The organism is Sporolactobacillus terrae, from assembly GCF_019930545.1.
Classification (GTDB): Bacteria; Bacillota; Bacilli; order Bacillales; family Sporolactobacillaceae; genus Sporolactobacillus; species Sporolactobacillus terrae.
Genome location: NZ_CP082837.1, coordinates 830,571 through 850,319, shown reverse-complemented (window position 1 = coordinate 850,319; position 19,749 = coordinate 830,571). Strand labels below are relative to the sequence as shown.

Below are 19,749 nucleotides of genomic sequence, written 5' to 3'. Positions count from 1 at the left end.
CACAGTTTTTCTGCCAGTAACGCAGAGAGAATCGTTCTCCAAGGTTTGTTATATATAAAAGGCAACAACCTTAAACCGGTTGTTGCCTTAAGTGTGCAGAACACAACATTAGCGTTTGCAAGTCAGCAAACCCGCATTGATTTCTTCCAATGCCTGGCCAACTTCCTTAACCGAACGCGGATGTTCCACCATTAAATGACCGCTTCCCTCTTGCAACTGGCGCGCGCGTTTTGCAGAAAGCGTCACAAGCGTATACGTTGAATCAATCTTTTCAAGCAAGTTGTCGATGGACGGATAAATCATCATTTCCCGTCAACTCCTTCTTTGTTCATATATTTCTCAATCAGACGGTCCACCCTGCAATGCTCGGCGAGTACAATCGCTTCAATACGGTCGCAGGCTTTCTGTACTTGATCGTTTTCCACAACATAATTATAATTCTGCATCAGTTCCATTTCCGACTTGGCGACATTCATCCGGCTTTCAATTAATTCGGCTGTTTCGGTTCCGCGGCCGATGATTCGACTTTTTAGTTCGTCCAAGTTCGGCGGAGCGAGAAAAATAAACAGTGCCTCCGGAAATTTCTTTTTTACCTGAAGTGCTCCTTGAACTTCGATTTCAAGAATAACATCCTGACCCGATTCAATCATTTTGTGCACGTAGTCCACCGGTGTACCATAGCAGTTGCCAACATATTCGGCCCACTCAAGTAACTTTTCCTGTTCAATCATCTTTTGAAACTGCTCACGCGTCTTGAAAAAATAGTGAACACCGTCAATTTCGCCTTCGCGCGGTTTACGCGTCGTCGCTGAAATGGAATAGTTTAATTGTGTGCCGCGTTCGCGCAATGTGCGGCACACGGTACCCTTGCCGACACCGGATGGTCCGGAAAGAACCACCAGCAAGCCTTTCTCTTTAAAACTCATCACTTTGCCTCCAAGCAGTCGATCAAACAATCATTTACTCTATATTTTGCACTTGTTCGCGTAATCTTTCAATCTCATTTTTAATCGTCACAACAAAACGCGTCACTTCAGCATGATTGCCCTTTGAACCAATCGTATTCACTTCACGGTTCATTTCCTGAATCAAAAAATCAATGCGTCTTCCAACCGGTTCCTGCTCATCCTCAGACAAGAGATCGGAGCATTGTTGCAAATGACTTTTCAATCGTGTCGTTTCCTCGTTAATCGCTGTTTTGTTTATAAATAAAGCCATTTCATTCATTAATCGGTCTTCATCAATCGCTTGATTTTTTTCCAGAAAAGCAGCAACAGAAGAACGAAGTCTCTGCTCATACTGAGCGTGGATTTGTGGAACAAACGCCTCAAGCGCATCAACAGCGTGATGAATCGTCTGCACACGCTGCAACAGATCCAGCCGCATTGCCGCCCCTTCTTTTTCACGCATACGGATCAAACGCTCGCAAGATTCGTGAACGGCTTCTAGAATAAACGGTTCAATAACCTTTGCCGACTGATTATCCGCTTCCCTTAGTGAAAAGACGCCCGGCAGCTGAAGAAACGCATTTGCATCTGAAATGGATAAGCCGCTGCGCTTTTCAATTTTTTTTGCTGCACGGATATATTGGTCGACGACGTCCCAGTTGGTTTCAACTCGGGAAGCGATTGCCGAACTGCCCGCCACAGACAAAAATAATGAAAGCGAGCCGCGATGCACATAGAAGCGTATGATCTTTCGTACTTGATCTTCAAGATAAAGGAGCGGCTTTGGCGCGTTGAACGTACACTCAAAATAGCGGTGATTGACCGATTTAATCTCGCTATGCACTTGTGCGGAACCTGCATATTTTTCGCTCAACCCAAATCCGGTCATACTCTTAATCATCCGATCACTTCCACTTGTTTATTGTATACAACTTTATAGAAATGAAGCAAGTCCCAAAACGACCGTACGAGCCATTTATTTCGTTTCGCGTGCCGGCTGATTGCGCATTTTTAGCACAAATGATTCATCCGGAGTGATGTAAACCGTCTTTTGATCCGTATAGATCACAAATCCTGGCTTTGCACCACTTGGCTTTTTCACATACCTTACTTTTGTATAATCGACAGGAACACCGCTGCCCATTCGTGATTTACTGTAAAATGCAGCTAAATGAGCGGCCTCCAACAACGTTTCTTCACTCGGATCCTGAGACCGGATCACAACATGGGAGCCTGGAATGTCCTTCGTGTGCAGCCAGATCTCGTCACGCGCTGCTGCTTTAGTCGTCAAATAATCATTTTGTTTATTATTCTTCCCGACTAGGATTAAAGTTCCGTCGGAAGCATAATAGTGATCGAGCACCGGTTTATGCTTGCTTTTCCGCTCTTTCTGCCTGTGTTTCTTTTTCAAATAGCCCCCATCAACCAATTCCTCACGAATTTCCTCAATATCTTTTAGTGAAGCGGATTCGATCTGCTGCACCAACCCTTCAAAATAGGCAATTTCACGTTGGGTTTCGACCACCTGCTCGGCAACCACATGTTTCGCCGTTTTCGCCTTATTGTATTTTTTAAAATAAGCTTGCGTATTTTCAGAAGGTGTACGGTTCGGATTCAGTTTAATGGTCACTTTTTCTTGATTCGGATCATAATAATTGACGACTTCAGCGCGCTGATCGCCGCGTTTGATCTGATGCATGCTTGCGGTCAAAAGTTCGCCATACAACCTGTACTTGTCCGCATCCTCAGCATCCCGCAGCGTTTTATTTAGTTTTTTTAATTTCGTTTTATATTTTTTTAATTCGTTTGTAATAAAATGACTGAGATCTCCGGCCTTTTGCCGAACGGCGTCCGTCTGCGCTTTAACCATATAATAGCGGTTAAGCATTTGATGCACCGACTTGAAAGTCTCCGTTCGATCTGAATTCAAACTGAGACGCAGAACATGAAAGTCATCTTTTCCACGTTCATTGAAGAAGATTGTTGGCTGATACTTGTGCCCTCGGATTTCCGACTGGATCTTCTCAAAGGCCGCTGCAATCGCATCCTTGTGCGGGAGACCTGCTCGACGAACCACTTCAGCCGCGATTTGAGGCGAAAAACCGCTGACAATACCGACAATCTGCCGATCAATTTTTCCTGTGTTCCATTCAATTCTGCTCGTTAAATCGCTGCCCGTCATCTCAAGCGGGTTTAGTTTAGCTTGGTCGGGCGGCGACACGTAGGTTTCACCAGGAAGCACGGTACGAAAACGGTTGACTGCCGGTGTCAAATGTTTCATGCAATCAATAATCCGCTTGCTTTCTTTATCAATCAAAATGACATTGCTGTGGCGCCCCATCAATTCGATAATGAGTTGTTTTTCCGTTAAATCACCGAACTCATTGCGCGACCGCGCGTCAATGTGTACAATCCGTTCAAATCCCAGCTGCTCAATCCGCTGGATCACACTGCCCTCAAGATGCTTGCGAAGCAGCATGCAGAACATCGGCGGTTCTTGCGGATTGTCGGCAGACTGTTCCGTCAAATGCATTCGAGCAAATGCTGCATTTATCGAAATGAGCAACTTGCCGCGCGCGTGTCGCGAGCGGAGATGAAAGATCAGATCTGTGGGTGTCGGCTGATAGATTTTGGCAATCCGTCCGCCTGTAAAGTCCTGAAGTTCTTCAACCGCAGCATGCGTAACGATACCGTCATAAGCCATGGCGTATTCCTCACTTTCAAAAAAAAGCGGGGCAGAGCCCTCGCTTTTCAACTTCCGATTAAATATCGAATTCCATTGTCTCACTCATAATGCCTATGCGTCAAGGTTGAGCAATCATGAAACAAGCGGGAGTTTGATCATCACTTTAAACAAGTCCCCGTCTAAATCCAGTTCGAAAATTCCATCATGCAGATCGATAATCGACTTGGCGATGGCAAGCCCGAGTCCCGATCCTTCGGTATGTCTTGACGCATCTCCGCGTTTAAAGCGCTCAAAGAGTTCATCGACATTACGTCCAAGTTCATATTTTGTGATATTTTTAAACGTAATCACCGTCTGATTCTGCTTCTTTTCCAATTCGATATAAACGCGCGTTCCTTCCATTGAATATTTCAAGATATTGCCGATTAAATTATCAAACACGCGCCAGATTTTTTGACCGTCGACGTTAACCGGGATTCGATCATCCGGCGTCTTTATCCGGAATTTAAGGGACGATTTTTCGATGGCTTCATCGTATTCAGCAAGCGCCTGAGTAAGCAATTCACTTAAATCAACTTTTGTTTTTGTCAACTCAACCGCCCCGCTCGCCATTTTCGAGGCCTCAAACAAATCGTCAATTAAGCGTTTCAATCGTTTCGCTTTACGGTCAATGATCGCTACATAATCGTGCCGTTCCGATTCACTTATACCTGGTTTTCTCAATAGATCATTATAGGTGATGATCGACGTCAGCGGTGTACGCAGGTCGTGACTGACATTGGTAATCAGTTCGGTCTTCAAGCGCTCACTCTTAAGCTGCGCATGCCGTGAAGATCTGATGCCGCCCTGCATCTGATTGATTGTGCGGCTCAGCCTGCCTACTGTCCCTTTTCCATGTGTCGAAAAGTCGATTGGATCACCACCTGCAGCTACAACCTCTGCCTGTTTGATGATACGATTAAGCTGAGCAGCGCGGTGCAGAATGAACCACATCAACGGCATTGCGGTGCAGAAGAGAATGAACAGAGTAAAAGCAAACACATTGTAGACAAAACAGAACATTGTAAACATGCCAAGAAGGAACAGCGCCGCAAGGGATACAAGTACTTTTAAAACAGTAAATGGCGGCCGCAGCAGTTCTTGAAAAATCATACCGGTTTGCTTGACGATGCTGTTGTTCCAGCACACCTGCCGTTTTAATGGATCGCGCAGCATCTCTGCCAGCCATTGTACCTGATAGAGCAACGTTGCGACAGCTACAGCAATTCCTAACCCAATCGAGAAAAACCCAGCTGAGAAGCCGATGCCGCCAATGACCCCAAAATAATAACTACTCGAATAGTTTTGACCCTTAATCATTTCCAAGATGCCAAGAAAGATATAGCTTTCTATGGCAAAGAAGATCAATCTGAGTTCGATTGGTATGCGCGCATACCAGTGATGGATTAGCTCAATATCAGCAAGTGAACGGATTGATCGTTTGAAGCCAATGAAAAGTGCCGCAGCAATCATCAGCACCCCTAATACAAGTAAGCTAAAACCTGTATTTTTTTCAGACTGGTACTGTGCATATCCACGCAACAGTTTCAACGGTGCATTTTCTGCGACAAAGATCCTTCCCTGATAGTCATCAGCAGAAAGCTTCAACACGCGATCAACAATTTTATCACTGTTCCCAGAATTTTGATAAGCGGATAAATCCGTAAACTTTTTCTCAAAACGGGTTGGTGTTTCCGTCCCTTGATCTGCAACATGTCGAACATTCGTCATTCGTTCACCTGTTCGTTTATTGACAAAATCGTAGTGAAATACCTTCGTCAATTGCTTAAAGTGCTGCCGTTCTTCATCAAGCGATTGATCATACTCATCCATTTTTTCCACACGCTCATCGCGTATTTGTTTAACCACATGCTGGTCGCTTTTAAAGTTTTGTTGAATCGCTTTTACTTTGCGACTTTGTTCTTTCTTATAATAACTGACCACGTCTTTATCATTATTTTTCTCTGCTTTTGCAATCACATCTTTATATTGACCGCGCACGTTGGCCAACTGTTTTTCCAGGCTTCCGTAGCGGTAGCGGAACTCGTGGATATCCGAATCGGTTACCGGCAACTTTTCGACAGTTGCCTTAAACGGATAATTAAGCTTCAGCAAAGCCAAATGGTGCTGAAAGTCATAATAGCTACTCATAAAAGCATCTGTTTTTTCAAAAGAACCAAACATGGCGTTGTGACCTGTTGAAAAAACAAAAACCAACAAAGAAAGACCAACAATCAATAAACCAGTAACGAGCTTCGCAACCGTATTATTTTTCCATTTTGTAGCCAATGCCCCACACCACCTTCAGGAATCTTGGATTTTTGGGATCAATTTCGATCTTCTCACGAATCTTGCGAATATGTACTGCAACGGTATTTTCCGCATGGTAGCTCGGTTCCTGCCAAACCCGTTCATAGATTTCGTGAATGGAAAACACGCGTCCGGCATGGCGCATCAAAAGATCAACAATCCGATACTCAATCGGCGTCAGGCGAATGGGTTCACCGTTGACCATCAGCCTTTTTTCCGCTTGCTCCAAGACTAGCCCATTTAAATTGATCGTTTCCTTCTTCCCTTCATAGGTCCCCAGCGTGACATAACGGCGCAGCTGCGATTTCACGCGAGCAACAAGCTCCAATGGATTGAACGGTTTGGTCACATAATCGTCCGCTCCGACTTGAAGGCCGTTAATCTTGTCCATATCCTCACTCTTTGCGCTGATCATAATGATCGGTATATTCTTTTGTTCGCGTATTTTAAAGGTTGTCTGAATCCCGTCCATGCGCGGCATCATAATATCAAGTAATATTAAATGCACCGTCTGACTGCGCAGAAGCTCGATCGCCTTCAGCCCATCCTCTGCCTTGAGTACATTCATCCCTTCATTCGTCAAATAAATCGCGATGACATCACGTATTTCTTTATCGTCATCGACAACAAGCACATTATATTTTTCCAATTGCTTCGCTCCCCCGCGCTAAATCTTACTCCATTCATTGTAAAGGGCGGTTCTTAAAAAAGACAATGGGAAAAAATGAAGGATTTCTTAAGAGAGGCCGTGTGAGAAAAAGAATCGAAGCGATGTAGTTCCAGCTATTGCGCATTGATTAGTAGCATGCCATAATACTACTATTCAATAAATAGTAACTTAGGGGGATAAAACGTGAACCAGTCTAATTACATTCGTGAACTCAAGCAATTGCTTCAAGATCGAATGCCTACTGAAGAGTTAAAAGAAGTGCTTTCTGATTACAGCAGTTTTTTCATTTCCGGACGGGAAGAAGGGCGAAGCGATCAACAAATCGCTGAAGAACTTGGAACGCCAGCCATGGTCGCCCAATCGCTCATTGAGGATCAAGAAAAACTTGATCATCGAGCAACAAAGAAAATAGCTGATCCCGGTCGACGTTTTTTCGCTTTTATCATCGATGCCTTTATTTCCATTTGTCCATCGATTCTCGCTTCTTTTTTTATCAGCTCAATCATCGCACCGGCACTGTTTGTACTGTTTACTTCTTATCCAAGCCCCGCTCTCGGACTGTCCGTTTATGCTGGAACAGCATCCTATTATCAAGATAAAACGGTTACCGTGCATTCGGATTCTGATCAACAAACAACAACGACCAAGCGTGAGTACGGCAAGCCGTCCACCTCCGTCATCACCATCAGCTACATGCTTATTGCATTCTACTTGCTCTATGGACTCATTTGCACATGGCTAATGCACGGACAAACAGTCGGAAAAAAACTGATTTGCCTTCGCGTACGTGCTGCATCCGGAGAACCGGCATCGAAGTCGGCTATCTTTTACCGAGAATTTTTAGGAAAAACGGTCATCAATTCCATTCCGATCATTCCACTGATTTCGCTGTTTACATTGCTGTTCACAAAAGAACACAAAGCACTTCATGATATGCTCGCAGATACTCGTGTTATAAAATTTTGAGGGGAACACTAATGGATACTCAGATGAAAAAAGGCATCTTAGAGATGTGCATTCTTTTTAAGCTGAAGGATGAACCGCTCTACGGCTATGAACTGATGAAATCGGTACGTGAGATTTTCCCCGATGTTTACGAAGGTTCTGTTTATACGATTTTGCGACGGTTAAAAACTGCGGGGTATACGGCCATTACTCAAAAAAAGTCCGCTTCCGGACCGACAAGAAAATACTATGGGATCACCGATACCGGTCAGGAATACCTGCGCCGGAGTATCGAAGAATGGCGGACGGTTGTATCTGGAGTGTCACAATTTGGGATTAAATTTAAAATCGAGTAGCTAATTTTGATTATCATGATGACCAGAGGTTTATACACCTGTGTCAACTTTATTTTAAAAAATATCAACTTATTGGTTACTTCGTTCGATTGCCCATCAATGGCGATAAATGTTGCAATTTCCGTCGCCTCACCAATCGATAATAATAAGCATACAACCCGGTTTTTGTTTCGAGCTGCCGTCGAATCGGTCAACCCAATTAATCTATTTTTCATAGGTTTTTTCACCTATGTGCAGAGTGTTCCATTCGCTTATTCCAATAACGTCCACATCGAACTCGCACTGTAAAGATTTGTCTTGGGAGGTAGTCAACTCATGTTGTCTCCCAATCCTATATTCTTAAAATTCAAGTATATGAAAAATACCTATAGATAAAATGCTCTTTCTCAAATGTCCCAACAACAGGTACCATTTTATAATTATCATTTTTTAGTTAGCTTTCTTTTAATATTTTGTGACCTACCAAAGATCACTGAACAAACAGGATATTCCTGAAATCCAAAGCACCGCCGCACCAACTAACCACAACAATAATTTAGCTCCTTTACTGAAGCAAAAGATCCCATAGCAAAGATTTCCAATTGTTATACCCAGTATAAATAGTGGATTAAAGATAAATTCTTTTTTATAAATACTCAATAACACCAGAACCAAAATTGAGACTAATAAACCAAAACAAGCTACTTTCACTGAATCATAAAATACTTTTTTTGTCATTTGCGGAACCTACTTTCTCACGCGAAATTATCAAGTGCACCGCCTTGACTATTCTGTATTTTAAAAAAACTATCGTATTTTATTCTTACTACATAACTTACTGCTATATGAAACGTGCCAATCCATATCGACGGACTTTAACCCACACCTCATGAACCATACCGGAAATTGCAGCAGTTAGTGCACCTACAGCACCCAGTAACAGGGTTTACGGAAAACTTTTTAAGATAAAATCCGCTTATATATTATTTACGATTTTCGATCCCCAAGTTTCAACAATGTTGGCAAGTAGCCTATGAATAAGATAAAGTACATAATGATATCCGGAACTTTTGAACCCGTTAAGGCATTGATAAAAACTACTGCAATTGTAACCAATATTAAAGCTAAATTTAAATATTTTTTAAGAGGCGTATTAAATTGTGGCGTACGGATTATAAAGGTTATCAATAATATAGTGTATAATAAGATAGTAAACATACATATTGTCTCCTCTTCAATGAAAAGTCCATTTTGAAAATTTGTTAATAATTCCTCCCTAAGGATCTGTCTTAATTAATATATTGGGTTCAAAAACAAATCGTTTTAAACAATTGCTTTATTATATCATCATTCTTGAAATACAGTCTTATTCTATAGGAATCAAAAAAGAGAATGCTTAATTAAATAGCAAACTCTTTTTTATCTACTTTTACTTATTTATTGAGGCACTACTTTTGAAGGCAATACAGCATAGTTAAGATCCATTCTAACTCCTTTACCGCGATTTACTGATAACATTAATTCGCCTAACCCAACTAAAGCGCCGCCCGAAAGCCCTACAAGTGTTGATGCAATTAATGCAGGCGGATATTTAATAACTCTTGAAATTGCTGCAGCCGCAGCATAAGAACTGCCGCCAAAAATTAAAAGTTCAGCAACAGTAAATGTATTGGTATCATTTAACCATACTCTAATTCCCCACCAATATAATTGATAGCCATTTTTACCTGCTGAATAGTCACTCTTATATTTTTTGTTTCAAAGTAGTTCCTCATTAAAAGTCCTTTCCAATAAGTCTATTGAGATGACCCGTAAATTGATTGTAGTTTCATCCTGCTCATCAACTTTAGAACAAAGTTAATTATTCTTCCGATCGTTCATACCGATCATCATAAAGAACGCCATGAGCTATGCATATTTGCCAGTTAAATAGTCATACCACGTTCACCCCTTTTTCCATCCACTCAATTGTTATCCTTGGCTTGATATAAGCCAATTCGATGCTTTTGTGACTCGTGACGTTTTTGTTGTTGAATGCTGTTCGAGGCCGGATCTTTTGTCCATTTTCTGTAATCCTTCGCTTCTGCAATCGAATCCTTCTTTAATCGCATGAATTCTTTTTCATTGTAGACTTCACGAATTTTCGCATCTTTATAATTTCTAAAGTCGCTGTCCTTAAAAGCAGAGAAAATCAATAATTCATGTGCGTCAAGGTTATAACTATAGGTATATTTGCTGTCCTTTTTAAAGTGGATCTCATAATAATAACCGCCCATTTTCAGATCCGGAAATGCCCTGTATCTGGCAATGTCTGCGGTGGAAAATCCTTGCTTTGCCAGGTAATTTATGAAGGATGGATAGGTTTGAGTAGCTTCCAGGGATAAACATATAGCCAGTTAACATAGGGAATCGCGGATAGAATGAGGCCAATCAGCCATTTCCAGCATTGCCTCCAGGAGCGATAACAGTAAATCGTCAGTCCGTTAATGAACAAGAAGAGAAGTGTGAAAATAATGGTTGCTGCAAGCATACTGTTAGAAAAATCAATAAACGAATTCAGGCCAACATAATTGTTTAACGAGAAAAAATAAAGGGTGAGCAGGAGAAATAGAATGAGGAGGCGTTTAAATGGTTCACTATCAGTACCTTCCGTTCTTTTTCTTTTATTGTAATCTATTTTTCACGAGGAAAACCCGCATACTTTATCGATAAGTCCGCATATTTTGATGCGCGGTCACGCATCAATCCGCACGTCATTCAAAACCACCCGAGCGAATGGGTGGTTCGCTTACTCCAAATGCGGCTTTGAATCATCAACCTTGTGCTTAAATGGACACTTCGGCTGCGCGTTTGATGCACTGTCTTTTGCCTGATCAGAAATCACATTCTTTCGTTACCTGGAACAGAATCGAGGCGCAAAATAGTGTTCGTCCGTCTTATGAGTCTTTAATTAAATCTGGCGAGAGTAAATAAGCGGAGATTTTCCGGTTATTTGTATCCTGGCACTTGTTTCACAGGTACATAAGGGTAATTTTTCCGCTTATGCACAGAAAAACCCTCCATTTTCACGTTTTTCGATTCGATAAGCGGAATTTTTCCGTCTATTTCTCAGATTGGGCGCTTAACTGATCGCCCAACCGTACAGTACGAACCGGGAATTAGCACCTTATATGACTGATCATCATACCAGCAAGGCACAACCTAAATTTTCTTTCCTTGTAAAAAAAAGTGTCTCAAAGTCAAAAACGGACTTTAGAGACACCTTTTCCTAAATGATTATGTTTCATTAACTTATATTATTTCTTTTGCGTGCGCCAATCTTCTGATGTTGGATCCGCATACCACAGTTTAAGCTGTTCAAGCTGTGCACCGCTGATCTTGCCCTGTTCCTCAGCCAGATGAATCAACGTATCAAAATCGGTAAGTGTATTTAATGCTACGTCCTCATTTTCAAAATTAATGGTTGCTTGCGGTAATTGATATGTAAAAATAGCGGCAACGCCAAGCACTTCTGCTTCCGCTGCTTCAACCGCTTGAACTGCGGTTAATACACTTCCGCCGGTTGAAATCAGATCATCAATGACAACGACTTTCTGTCCCGGATTAATGATTCCTTCGATTTGTTTCTTACGGCCATGTGATTTTGCTGAAGAACGAATATAAGCCATCGGCAGATTCATTTTTTCAGCAATCAGTGCCGCATGCGGGATTCCTGCCGTTGCTGTTCCGGCAATCACTTCTGCATCCGGATAATTCTCTTTAATGAGTGCCACAAATGCATCGATCACATCGCCGCGAACGTCTGGGTAAGCCAGTGTTAATCGATTGTCGCAATAAACCGGGGATTTGATGCCGGATGCCCATGTAAATGGATCGTCCGGACTCAAGACGACAGCGTTTATTTTCAAAAGATCTTGTGCAATTAGTTTATTGTTTTCCATGTTTGGTTCCTCCAATCATCAAGTACCCGCTGATAAGCCTCTGCGGGGTCGGCCGCGGCTGTGATGCTTCTGCCGACAACGATATAGTCGCTTCCAAGGTTTCGTGCCTGCGAAGGTGTCGCGACGCGCTTTTGATCACCTGCATCATCATCGGTCAATCGAATGCCCGGTGTCACCGCGAGAAACTCGGGAGAAGTTTGATTCTTTATCTTTTGTGCTTCCCAAGCCGAGCAGACAACGCCGTCCATTCCGGAAGAATAGGCAAGCGAAGCATACTGAGTGATGACCTCGTCAATCGGTCGTTTAATTAACAACTCATTTTCAAGCATTGTCTGATCGGTGCTCGTCAACTGTGTGACGGCGAGGCAGATCGGACGGCCTGATCGTGCGCCTTCGCCGAGTCCTTCAGCAGCTGCGCGCATCATTTCAGCGCCTCCTGCAGCATGGACATTAATCATATCCGCTCCAAGAAGAGCCAGCCCCTTCATTGCCCGGTAGACCGTATGCGGAATATCATGCAGTTTCAAATCAAGAAAAACCGAATAGCCTTCTGACTTGAGTATACGAACGATGTCCGCACCATTTTGAAGATAAAGTTCCATGCCCACCTTAACATAGCAGCCGGGACGATGGATCTTCTTGAGCATCTGTAACATCTCATCATTCGATGCCACATCCAAAGCAACGATCAGCTTTTTTTCCTCATTCATTTCTTCCAACTCCTTCCAATGAGTTCATTTATATCGGTAACACCCATTGTATTCAGTTTTTCAGGCAGCTCTTTAATAATTTTCGGGCAGACAAAAGGATCGACAAAATTCGCTGTCCCTACTGCGACTGCACTTGCTCCCGCCAGGAAGAATTCAATGACATCATCGGCATTCTGAATGCCACCCATACCGATGATTGGAATCGTCACTTTTTGGCTGACCTCGTAGATCATACGAATCGCGACCGGTTTAATTGCCGGTCCGCTCAATCCTCCGGTTAAGTTAGCGAGCACCGGCTTTTGAGTGTGCAAATCGATGCGCATGCCAAGTAGCGTATTGATCATGGATAATCCATCGGCTCCCGCTGCTTCCACGGCTTTCGCCATCGCGACAATATCTGTAACATTTGGAGAGAGCTTCACATATACCGGTTTCTCCGATACTGCTTTTACTTTATAGGTCAGTTCTGCGGCAACCTCAGGCACCGTTCCAAATTGAATGCCGCCGTGTTTGACGTTTGGACAGGAGATGTTCAGTTCCAACGCATTAACCGCCGGATGCCGCGATATCTTTTTCGCCGTCGCTATATAATCGTCAACTTCGCTGCCGGCAATGTTGGCAAGCACCGGCACCTTTTGTTTTTCCAGTCGAGGAAGCTCATTTTTAATGATCTGATCTGCCCCTGGATTCTGCAAACCGATTGCGTTCAACATCCCACTAGGCGTTTCAGCAACGCGTGGTGTTGAATTGCCGAAACGTGGTTGCAAAGTTGCCGCTTTAATCGTCACCGCGCCCAATTCATTCAAATCATAGAGCGCGCCGTATTCAGCACCAAAGGCAAAGCAGCCGGATGCGGGCATGACCGGATTCTTCAAATCGAGTCCAGGCAAGTGAACTTCTATCATAATTCGACCTCCCTTGCTTTGAAGACCGGGCCATCACAGCAAACGCGCCGGTATCCTTTAGCGTCGTTCGGATCCGTTGTCTGCGTGACGCAGGCCATACATGCACCAATGCCGCAGGCCATGCGCTGTTCGAGTGAAACAAACAGCGGTTTGTCGGTAATTGTTTGTTCTAGAGCACGCAGCATTGGTGTCGGTCCGCATGCATAAGCAATGTCAAATGGAACCGTCTCAAGTAGGTCGGTGACGCGGCCGCATCTCCCGTAGGTTCCGTCTTCAGTCATCACAAACGTTTTGCCCAATTCTTCAAAATTCGTTTGATAAAAAACATCTTTTGCCGAACGAAAGCCGAGCACATGGGTAACCTGGATGCCACGTTTTGCCAATGCTTGAGATAACCCGTAGAGTGGCGGAACACCGACACCCCCGCCGATAATCAGTGCGCGAGCCGGTGCCGGTGCTTCCGAGACAGGAAATCCATGTCCAAGCGGTCCGAGCACATCCACGGTATCGCCAGTTCGCGTATGCGTCAGAAGCTCGGTTCCGGTCCTTAAACCGCCGCTTCGGTAAATCAGTGTCAACGTGCGGCTTTTTACATCGGCCGAACAAATGCTGATCGGCCGCCGCAAAAGCGGTGCTACGGCATCAGTTTTTCCACTGATCCGAACGTGAACAAACTGACCCGGCTCAGTGATCTGCTGAACCATTTGCCCTTGTAGCTTTAATTCAAAAATATGATCCGCTATTTCTTCATGCGCCATAACACGCATGTCTTCCTGTATCATTCGCCGACACCCGCTTTTTGTTCGATTCTCTTCGATGCCGTATGGTCTTCCATCTGCGGCATACACTCGGTTTGAAACGCGAGCGATTCAAGAACCGTCAGCAGAGCCTCGGTTGTATCCAGCGACGTAAGACAAACCACACCGTTTTCAACAGACTCGCGCCGGATTCGGAATCCGTCCCGCGCCGGACGCGAGCCGCGCGTCAAGGTGTTCACGACAAATTGCGCACCGCCATGGCGGATGACGTCCAGCAGATTCGGCGCTTCCCCGCCAATTTTATTGACAGCGGTCACCGGTAGATGCCGTTCAGAAATCAGAGCAGCGGTGCCTTCCGTTGCCAAGATGTTGTAACCAATATCATAGAAGCGTTTAACCAACGCCAACGCTTCTTCTTTATCTTTGTCGGCAATCGTAAACAACACCGATCCATGCGACGGAATCGTCATTCCGCTGGCCAGCAATCCTTTGTACAATGCTTTTTCGAGAGTTACGTCCTGACCCATTACTTCACCGGTTGACTTCATTTCAGGACCGAGCGTCACATCAACCCTGCGCAATTTTGCAAAAGAGAATACCGGTACTTTTACAAACACGCCCCGCTGCGGTTGCGGATGAATCCCCGTCTTATAGCCAAGCGACTTCAGCGTTTCGCCGAGAATCAGTTTGGTCGCCACCTTGGCCATTGGTACTCCGGTAATTTTGCTTAAGAATGGGACGGTACGGCTGGCACGCGGATTCACTTCAATGACATACACATGCGCTTTGTGAATGACAAACTGTATGTTCAGCATACCGACAACCTTTAAGCCGCGTGCGATTTTAATCGCTGTATCGATGACTTCTTGCTTCACAGCCTCACTCAATGTTTGCGTCGGATAAACGGCAATCGAGTCTCCGGAGTGTACACCGGCACGTTCGATATGTTCCATGATGCCGGGGATATAGACGTTCTCACCATCCGACAATGCATCAAGCTCTATTTCTGTGCCAACAAGATAGCGGTCAACCAGTACCGGATGATCCGGATTTATCAAAACGGCATGATCCATATAATGCTTAAGCGAGGTTTCGTTATAAACGATTTCCATCGCGCGGCCACCCAGCACATAAGAAGGACGCACCAGTACCGGGTAGTCGAGCTTATTAGCGATTTTTACCGCTTCTTCTGTGGAAAATGCCGTATCTCCGGCAGGATGATCGACATTCAGCTTAAGCAGTAATTGTTCAAATCGATCACGGTCTTCAGCCTGATCCATCGCATCTAAGGTCGTTCCAAGAATCTTTACACCATTGGCTGCTAAACCTGATGCAAGATTGATGGCCGTCTGGCCGCCGAATTGGACAACGACGCCCTTCGGTTTTTCCAAATCGATCACGTTCATGACATCTTCAAGGGTCAGTGGTTCAACGTACAGTTTATCGGAAACACTGAAGTCGGTCGAAACGGTTTCCGGATTGTTGTTGATCATAATTGCTTCGTAGCCTTGTTCTTTAATTGCCCAGACCGCATGCACCGTCGCGTAATCAAACTCGACTCCTTGCCCAATCCGAATCGGTCCCGAGCCGAGCACAATCACACTTTCCCTTTTCGAAACAAGCGATTCGTTTTCATCTTCGTAGCTGCTGTAATAATAAGGGGTTTCCGACTCAAATTCGCCGGCACAAGTATCCACCATCTTGTATACAGGAATAATGCGGTGTTCTTTACGCCACTTTGTAATCGCTGTTTCCGTTGCTTTCCAGCACTGAGCGATTTTCCAATCGGAAAAACCGTGTTCTTTTGCCAGACGCAGCACTCGTTCATCATAAGGAGCTTCTTTAAGCTGCCCTTCAAGCGCGACGATGTTGGCGATTTTGCTGAGGAAGAAGCGATCAATATGCGTGCATGCCCAAATTTCTTCAATATCGGCACCGCGCCTCAATGCTTCTGCAATGAGAAACAGTCTGCGATCATCTTTTTTCTTGATGATATTGAACAAGTCTTCCATGCTCATTTCGTCGGTTTCTTTCAGTTCCAGATGTAGCGTACCGTTTTCAAGTGAACGGACCGCTTTTAAAATCGATTCTTCAAAGTTGCGCCCCATGGCAAGCACTTCACCGGTCGCTTTCATCTGTGTACCGAGGGTTCGTTTTGCATCATCAAATTTATCAAATGGCCAACGCGGAATTTTGGTCACAACATAATCCAAGGTTGGTTCGAAGCTCGCATAGGTCGTTCCGGTCACCGCATTCTTGATTTCGTCGAGATGATAGCCGGCGGCAATTTTTGCTGCGACTTTGGCGATCGGGTACCCTGTCGCTTTAGAAGCGAGTGCCGAAGAACGGCTGACGCGTGGATTGACTTCAATAATGTAATAGCGGTCGCTGCTGGGATCTTGAGCAAGCTGTACATTGCACCCGCCTTCGATTTTCAAAGCACGCACAATCTTTAGCGATACACTTCTTAAGTGCTGCAAATCGCGATCGCTCAATGTCTGGCAAGGCGCAGTAACGATCGAATCCCCCGTATGAATCCCTACAGGATCAATATTTTCCATGTGGCAGACGGCTATTGCGCCGTCATTTGCATCCCGCATCACTTCAAATTCGATTTCTTTGTAACCGGCAATGCTCTTCTCAATTAAGACTTGATGAACCGGGCTCAGCTTTAATCCATTTTCTGCAATCGTATTGAGTTCTTCATCGGTTGTCGCAATTCCGCCGCCTGTACCGCCTAGTGTAAATGCCGGGCGGATGATCACCGGAAGCTTCACCTTCTCAACGAAAGTCCGTGCTTCTTCAAGGCTCGTAACAATCTCACTTGGCGGAACCGGTTCACCAAGCGCAATCATCAGATTGCGGAATTTCTCGCGATCCTCCGCCTGTTCGATGCTTTCGAGATTGGTACCAAGCAGTTGGACATGCAGTTCATCTAGGATACCGGTTTGATGCAGCTGAACGGCAAGATTTAATCCGGTTTGGCCGCCTAATGTGGCTAGCAGTCCATCCGGGTGTTCTTTCCGAATAATTTTACTTACAAATTCAACCGTCAGCGGTTCAATGTAGACACGGTCAGCGATGTCAGTATCCGTCATAATCGTCGCTGGATTCGAATTGACGAGAACAACTTCAAAGCCTTCTTCTCTTAATGATTGACACGCTTGTGTTCCTGAATAATCAAATTCTGCAGCTTGTCCGATGATAATCGGCCCGGACCCAATGACCAGTACTTTTTTTATATCTGTACGCTTAGGCAAGCGAAGCACCCTCTTTCTTGTTCGATTCGATCATGCTGAGAAATTCATCAAATAGGTCTTGGCTGTCGTCCGGCCCTGGCGATGCTTCTGGATGGTACTGGACGCTGAATGCCGGATATTTTGTGTGGCGAAGTCCTTCAATCGTACCGTCATTGATGGCGCGATGGGTAATTTCCAAATCAGTGCCGACAAGAGATTCAGGTTCTACGGTGAATCCGTGATTTTGTGAGGTGATCACAAATTTTCCAGATCGAAGATTCTTAACCGGATGATTGACACCGCGATGTCCAAAACGCATTTTCACTGTGTTTGCACCCGAGGCTAGTGCAAACAGCTGATGACCGAGACAGATTCCAAAAAGCGGGACTTTCCCGAGTAGTTCATGAACAGTATCAATCGCTTCGGGAACTTCCTTAGGATCTCCAGGTCCGTTGCTTAAAAGCACACCGTCAGGATTTAACTTAAGAATATCGTGAGCTGAGGTTTGATAAGGAACAATGACCACATCAAGATTACGCTTGATACACTCGCGAAGGATCCCTTGTTTTGCGCCAAAATCAACGAGAACGACCCGTGCACCTGACCCAGGTGCCACGTATGCTGATTTTGTTGATACACGACTGATTTGATCGGTCGGGAGCGGCCATTTTTTCAATTGTTCTGCTACGGCTGACGGATCTGCATCCGCAGAGACAATTTTTCCGCGTAATGTACCATGCTCGCGAATGATCTTGGTTAATTTTCTTGTATCAATTCCCTCAATGCCTGGAACATCATACTCATCCAGCCACTCGCTCAATGATTTTTCCTTTTGCCAATGAGAAGGCGTCTTTGATACTTCCTTTACAATAAGCCCTGAGATGCTTGGTCGTGCTGATTCGTTATCTGAGCGATTAATCCCGTAGTTGCCGATGAGCGGATAGGTCATGGTCACAATCTGACCACAGTAAGACGGATCAGTAATTAATTCCTGATAACCGGTCATTCCTGTATTAAAGACGACTTCGCCTTTCATTTCAGAGCTGCTTCCAAATCCTTCACCGATAAATGATGCACCATTTTCCAAAACCAACTGTCTTTTCAATGAATTGTACTCCTTTCGAATAACGAACTCAGAGGTCTTTGTTTCAATGACCACTTAAAGCATTTCAGGGACGCGTTCAGCATGCCGTGAAGTAGCAGTGCTGTTGAGCGTCCACTCTAACGCAGCCATACGCGCGGATACACCGTTTCGAATCTGCTTAAAGTATCGGGAGCGGCTGCATTCAACCAGTGCATCATCCATCTCTACGCCACGGTTGATCGGTCCCGGATGCATAATAATACTGTCCGGTTTCATTCGCAGTGCACGGTCTTGCGTGAGTCCGTAACGCGCGTGGTATTGTTCTTTGCTCATCTTCATGGTGTGTTGGTGACGCTCGTGTTGTATACGAAGCATGATCACCGCATCAGCTTCCTCAACCGCTTGATCGACCGTCACATAGGTTCCGGGCAGCGCAGAATTGCTCCATTCTTTTGGGCCGGAAAGCAGGACGCGGCAGCCGAAGCGTTGCAGCACCTCGGCATCAGCATTTGCAACTCTGCTGTAGCGCAGGTCACCAATGATCGCGACTGTCCGTCCTTTTAAGTGAGTGAACGCTTCGCGCAGAGTCAGTAAATCCAGCAAGGCTTGAGTCGGATGATTTCCTGTACCGTCTCCAGCATTTAGAATCGGAATATTAATCGTTCTAAGCTGCTCGTAGTATGCCTCCTGCTGATGGCGAATGACTACGGCTTTTGCACCGAGTGATTCCATCGTCCGAACCGTGTCGTAAAGGCTCTCGCCTTTTTGTGCACTTGACGTTTTACTGCTGAAATTAAGGACTTGGAAGCCAAGACGTCGTTCAGCCGTTTCAAAGCTGAAGCGCGTACGCGTACTCGGTTCGTAAAACAGATTAGCAACTAATGTATGGTTTGGTTCAAGCCATCCTTCATCACTCATGGCATTGATTTGCTCTGCACGGTCCAATAGTGAATGGATTTCTTCTACCGATAGATCATTCAAGCGAAGTAAATGAGCCATTTGAAAATCCCCCTCTAAGCGTTATTCTGCTTCTTAACACATGCAACCATGTGCCGTTTTCCCCTATAAAGAAACCTCGGCGAAGCCTCAGTTGCCCTTATACTGTAATCCATAGCCTTTTCCTTTCTTATCGTACAAAAAAACCTCTTTGTCATTTTTCGACAAAGAGGTTTTGCAAATA

General features: G+C 44.7%; 16 protein-coding genes. 2 read left to right on the top strand and 14 right to left on the bottom strand.

Annotated elements, in window-relative coordinates; genetic code table 11:
- Positions 1–108 precede the first annotated feature (108 nt).
- From rpoZ to K7399_RS03825, 6 genes are all read right to left on the bottom strand, one after another.
- A complete protein-coding gene (gene rpoZ / locus K7399_RS03850; RefSeq protein ID WP_028977911.1) occupies positions 109–303 on the bottom strand; it encodes a DNA-directed RNA polymerase subunit omega in 195 nt (64 codons plus the stop codon).
- A complete protein-coding gene (gene gmk / locus K7399_RS03845) occupies positions 303–926 on the bottom strand; it encodes a guanylate kinase (protein ID WP_028977910.1) in 624 nt (207 codons plus the stop codon). Before gmk ends, rpoZ begins: the two co-directional genes overlap by 1 nt.
- Positions 927–960: 34 nt before the next feature.
- Positions 961–1,848: a YicC/YloC family endoribonuclease gene (locus K7399_RS03840; RefSeq protein ID WP_028977909.1), complete on the bottom strand. Its 888-nt coding sequence runs from the start codon at positions 1,846–1,848 to the stop codon at positions 961–963.
- A gap of 75 nt (positions 1,849–1,923) precedes the next feature.
- Complete coding sequence (locus K7399_RS03835; protein WP_028977908.1) at positions 1,924–3,651, bottom strand: Rqc2 family fibronectin-binding protein; 1,728 nt, start codon at positions 3,649–3,651, stop codon at positions 1,924–1,926.
- 114 nt (positions 3,652–3,765) lie between these two features.
- On the bottom strand, positions 3,766–5,961 hold the full coding sequence (locus K7399_RS03830) for a sensor histidine kinase (protein ID WP_028977907.1): 2,196 nt from the start codon (positions 5,959–5,961) through the stop codon (positions 3,766–3,768).
- Entirely contained in the window at positions 5,939–6,631 is a 693-nt protein-coding gene (locus K7399_RS03825; RefSeq protein WP_028977906.1) for a response regulator transcription factor, read from the bottom strand. The genes K7399_RS03830 and K7399_RS03825 overlap by 23 nt, the downstream gene beginning before the upstream one ends.
- Positions 6,632–6,835: 204 nt before the next feature.
- Here K7399_RS03825 and K7399_RS03820 point away from each other — a divergent pair, with 204 nt between their 5' ends.
- The gene (locus K7399_RS03820; RefSeq protein ID WP_028977905.1) at positions 6,836–7,618 is read left to right on the top strand and encodes an RDD family protein; all 783 of its coding nucleotides are present in this window, start codon (positions 6,836–6,838) and stop codon (positions 7,616–7,618) included.
- Between the two features lie 11 nt (positions 7,619–7,629).
- Positions 7,630–7,953, top strand: a complete 324-nt coding sequence (locus K7399_RS03815) for a PadR family transcriptional regulator (protein ID WP_028977904.1) — start codon at positions 7,630–7,632, stop codon at positions 7,951–7,953.
- 1,943 nt (positions 7,954–9,896) lie between these two features.
- On the opposite strand, the gene K7399_RS03810 is transcribed toward K7399_RS03815, so the two are convergent.
- The 8 genes from K7399_RS03810 to K7399_RS03775 all read right to left on the bottom strand — a co-directional run bounded on the left by K7399_RS03810 (position 9,897) and on the right by K7399_RS03775 (position 19,568).
- On the bottom strand, positions 9,897–10,271 hold the full coding sequence (locus K7399_RS03810; protein WP_328286239.1) for a hypothetical protein: 375 nt from the start codon (positions 10,269–10,271) through the stop codon (positions 9,897–9,899).
- 957 nt (positions 10,272–11,228) lie between these two features.
- Entirely contained in the window at positions 11,229–11,873 is a 645-nt protein-coding gene (gene pyrE / locus K7399_RS03805; RefSeq protein WP_028977901.1) for an orotate phosphoribosyltransferase, read from the bottom strand.
- The gene (pyrF, locus tag K7399_RS03800) at positions 11,855–12,583 is read right to left on the bottom strand and encodes an orotidine-5'-phosphate decarboxylase (RefSeq protein ID WP_028977969.1); all 729 of its coding nucleotides are present in this window, start codon (positions 12,581–12,583) and stop codon (positions 11,855–11,857) included. Before pyrF ends, pyrE begins: the two co-directional genes overlap by 19 nt.
- Positions 12,580–13,488: a dihydroorotate dehydrogenase gene (locus tag K7399_RS03795; RefSeq protein ID WP_028977900.1), complete on the bottom strand. Its 909-nt coding sequence runs from the start codon at positions 13,486–13,488 to the stop codon at positions 12,580–12,582. The genes pyrF and K7399_RS03795 overlap by 4 nt, the downstream gene beginning before the upstream one ends.
- On the bottom strand, positions 13,485–14,270 hold the full coding sequence (locus K7399_RS03790) for a dihydroorotate dehydrogenase electron transfer subunit (RefSeq protein ID WP_028977899.1): 786 nt from the start codon (positions 14,268–14,270) through the stop codon (positions 13,485–13,487). Before K7399_RS03790 ends, K7399_RS03795 begins: the two co-directional genes overlap by 4 nt.
- Positions 14,267–17,506: a carbamoyl-phosphate synthase large subunit gene (gene carB, locus K7399_RS03785; protein WP_028977898.1), complete on the bottom strand. Its 3,240-nt coding sequence runs from the start codon at positions 17,504–17,506 to the stop codon at positions 14,267–14,269. The genes K7399_RS03790 and carB overlap by 4 nt, the downstream gene beginning before the upstream one ends.
- Positions 17,499–18,590: a glutamine-hydrolyzing carbamoyl-phosphate synthase small subunit gene (gene carA / locus K7399_RS03780; RefSeq protein WP_028977897.1), complete on the bottom strand. Its 1,092-nt coding sequence runs from the start codon at positions 18,588–18,590 to the stop codon at positions 17,499–17,501. Before carA ends, carB begins: the two co-directional genes overlap by 8 nt.
- Positions 18,591–18,644: 54 nt before the next feature.
- A complete protein-coding gene (locus K7399_RS03775; RefSeq protein ID WP_037563895.1) occupies positions 18,645–19,568 on the bottom strand; it encodes an aspartate carbamoyltransferase catalytic subunit in 924 nt (307 codons plus the stop codon).
- Positions 19,569–19,749: the final 181 nt, after the last annotated feature.